Origin of the sequence: Reyranella sp., assembly GCF_050185545.1 — a bacterium.
Lineage (GTDB): Bacteria > Pseudomonadota > Alphaproteobacteria > Reyranellales > Reyranellaceae > Reyranella.
The window spans coordinates 1-3,022 of the sequence record NZ_JBFWZI010000358.1 but is presented as its reverse complement, the minus strand read 5'-3'; the positions used below and the strand labels follow the sequence as shown (position 1 = coordinate 3,022).

Here is a 3,022-nt window from a genome sequence, read left to right as displayed (position 1 = left end):
CGCGGGCGTCCCGCCCGCTCTTACTCATGATCATGATCATGAGCGGGCGGGACGCCCGCGGTCCACATGAGCCATGACCCCTCCGTCGCCGTATGACGGCGAAACCTCCCCAGCTCCGCTGGGGAGGAGAAGGGCCCTACACCGCGGGCGCCGCCGTCGCGTAGCCGAACTCTGCGTCGAGCGCGGCGATCTCCTTGCGGAAAGCGTAGGTGAGCTTGTCCGGGCTCACCGTGTAGCGCTCGACCATCTGCGGCCTGGGCGTGAAGGTGTCGTCGACCGCGAACAGCGTGTCGTAGATCAGGTAGCCGAGGCCGCGCGGCGTGAACGACGTCGTGAAGTGCGGATCGAGGATGCGCGACAGGGTCTCGGGGGCGACGCGCAGGACGGACTGCGCCGTGGCCGGCGCGCCGGGCAGAAGCGCCGAGGCCGCCAGGGCAATCAGCGACCAGCAACGTTTGACCATCATGATCTTTGCTCCCCCAGGTCGGCGCGAACGGTGAGGAGTATTTCATTTCCCGCCGGGCGAAAGATGAAGCTCAACTTTGCGCACGCACTGTCCCCCACCTTGGCGCCAGATTGAGCCACGAGGCGGCGGGCGTGATCAGGGGCACGGAAGAGTTCCTTCAAGCGTCTCGAATCCCTGCCCCGTCTTACGCAGGGCATTCGCACCTCCCCCGATGACGGTCGATGACGGGGGAGGGAAAAGAGATGTGTCCACTCTCTGGCAGCGACGCCGGAGAGGAAAATGACGAGCGCGCCCAGAGGCGAATGCACCACCGGCCGTCAGGCGATGGCGCTCCACGCGGTCCAGCGATCCCGCTCGACGATCGGACCGTTGGCCGGCAGCCGTGCCTCGACGTAGGCGATCAGCGTTTCGAGCTCACGATCGTCGAGATCATGCAGGATCGATCGTCCGGTGCGCGCCGCCAGGTCCTCGCGCAGGAGATCGCGGCTCGCGTAGGTCTTGCGCACCTCCCACAGCGAGCGGCTCTCGATGACGCGGAAGCCCGCCGCGCCGAGGGCGCCGCGCACGGCGGCATCGCTCGGCCGCCGCGCTTTCTCGACGGTGAGCAGGCGCGGGAAGCATTCGAAGAAATAGCCCCGGAGATGCTCGGAAGTGCCGGGCAGCGCCACGTCCTCCGGCGTGCGGTCCTGGACGATCAGGGTTCCGCCGGGAACGAGCACGCGACGGGCCTCGGCGAAGCACGCGTCGTAGCTCGGCAGATGGTGGATCAGCGCCCGCTCGAAGACGATGTCGGCGCTGTGCGCCGGCAGGCCGGTCGCCGTGGCCTCGCCGCGATGGAAGGAGATGTCCGACAGCCCGGCGGACTGCTCGCGCGCCGCCGCGACCATCTGCTCGGAGAAGTCGACGCCGACCACGCTGATGGCGCCGAGCTCGTGCCAGCCCAGCGAATAGATGCCGCCGCCGCAGCCGACGTCCGCCACCCGCTTGCCCACCGGATCGACGATCTCGCGCATCGCATCGCCCCAGCCCGGCGAGGCGTGCCGGCCGGTGTAGGCGTCGCGATTGGCCTCGGCATGGAAATCGATCGTCATGATCACGTCCTCCCCGATGACTCATGCGGACCGCGGGCGTATCGCCCGCTAATGGGAAGAGCGGGCGAGACGCCCGCGGTCCGGAAGACCATGACCCCTCCGTCGCGCATGACGCGACACCTCCCCGGATTTGGAAGGAAACTACCCAATCGCCGCCTGCAATGCCTCCACGAACCGGTCGAGCTCCTCCTCCGTATTGTAGACATGCACCGACGCCCGCATCACGTTGACCAGGCCGCGCCCCTTCAGATCCAGGCGCGAGGAGAACTGGGTCGAGACCGAGACATTGATCGCCTGGGCGCGCAGCCGGTCGCGCAGCGCCACGTGATCGGCGCCGGCGACGGCGAAAGTCACGATCGCGCCCTTGACCTCGCCTAGGTCGGTCAGGGTGATGCCCTTCATCGTCGCCAGCCGGCCGCGCAGGCCGTCGGCCAGCTGGCGCAGCCTGCTCCAGATCGGCTCCATGCCGAGCTCGTTGGCCTGGTCGGCGGCCGCCTTGAGGCCGATCACGCCGGCGAAGTAGCGCTCCCAGTTCTCGAAACGGCGGGCGTCGTCGCGCACCGTGTAGGCGTTGTCGTCGGTCCACTTGGCGGCGTGGTTGTCGAGGAAGATCGGCTCGATATGCGCGGTCGTGGCACGCCTGGCGTAGAGGAAGCCAGTGCCGCGCGGGCCGCGCAGGTACTTGCGGCCGGTCATCGACAGGAAGTCGCAGCCGATCCTCTCGACGTCGACCGGCAGCTGGCCGACCGACTGGCAGGCGTCGAGCAGGTAGAGCACGCCGGCCTGCCGGGTGATCCGGCCGATCGCCTCGGCCGGCTGAACGAGGCCGCCCTGGGTCGGCACGTGCGAGACCGACACCAGCCTGGTGCGCCCGTCGACCGCCCGTTCGAGGGCGCCGAGATCGATCTGGCCGTAATTGTCGTCCGGCACCACGACGATCTCGGCGCCGGTCTTCTGCGCCACCTGCAGATAGGAGATGTAGTTCGACGAATATTCGCTGACGCAGGTCAGGATGCGGTCGCCCGGCTTGAACGCGAGCGAGTAGAAGGCGAGGTCCCAGGCGCGGGTGGCGTTCTCGATGAAGGCGATCTCGTCCGGCGCCGCGCCGATCAGCCGGGCGATCGATGGATAGAAGCCTTCGAGCTCTGCGTCCGCCTTGGCTGCCGCCTCGTAGCCGCCGATCTCGGCCTCGAGCCGGAGATGGTCGAGCGTGGCGTCGAGCGTGCGCTTGCTGGGCAAGGCCGACCCGGCGGCGTTGAGATGCAGGACATGGGCGCAGCCGGGCGTTTCGGCGCGCAGTCGGGCGAGATCGAGGCTCACGTCAGTTGGTCCCTTGCTGTATGATGCGATGCATGTCGCTGTCCGGCGCGGTGCTTCGTTTCGTCCTGCCTAAAGCGGTGCCCGAGCCCGAGCAACTTAGCATTGCTCATGCCGGCGATATCCTGCCCGTCACCTTCGTGCGCAG

Annotated in this window: 3 protein-coding genes; all 3 read right to left on the bottom strand. The window is 68.0% G+C overall.

What is annotated here, in order from left to right; translation table 11 throughout:
- Positions 1-136: 136 nt before the first annotated feature.
- Positions 137-466, bottom strand: a complete 330-nt coding sequence (locus tag AB7O82_RS37990; RefSeq protein ID WP_428554299.1) for a hypothetical protein — start codon at positions 464-466, stop codon at positions 137-139.
- A 317-nt stretch (positions 467-783) separates the two neighbouring features.
- Positions 784-1,557 carry a class I SAM-dependent methyltransferase gene (locus tag AB7O82_RS37985; RefSeq protein ID WP_428621930.1) on the bottom strand — a complete coding sequence of 258 codons (774 nt, stop codon included), beginning with the start codon at positions 1,555-1,557 and terminating at the stop codon, positions 784-786.
- Between the two features lie 141 nt (positions 1,558-1,698).
- Positions 1,699-2,877, bottom strand: coding sequence for an aminotransferase class V-fold PLP-dependent enzyme (locus AB7O82_RS37980; RefSeq protein WP_428621928.1), 1,179 nt, complete (start codon positions 2,875-2,877; stop codon positions 1,699-1,701).
- Between the last annotated feature and the right edge of the window lie 145 nt (positions 2,878-3,022).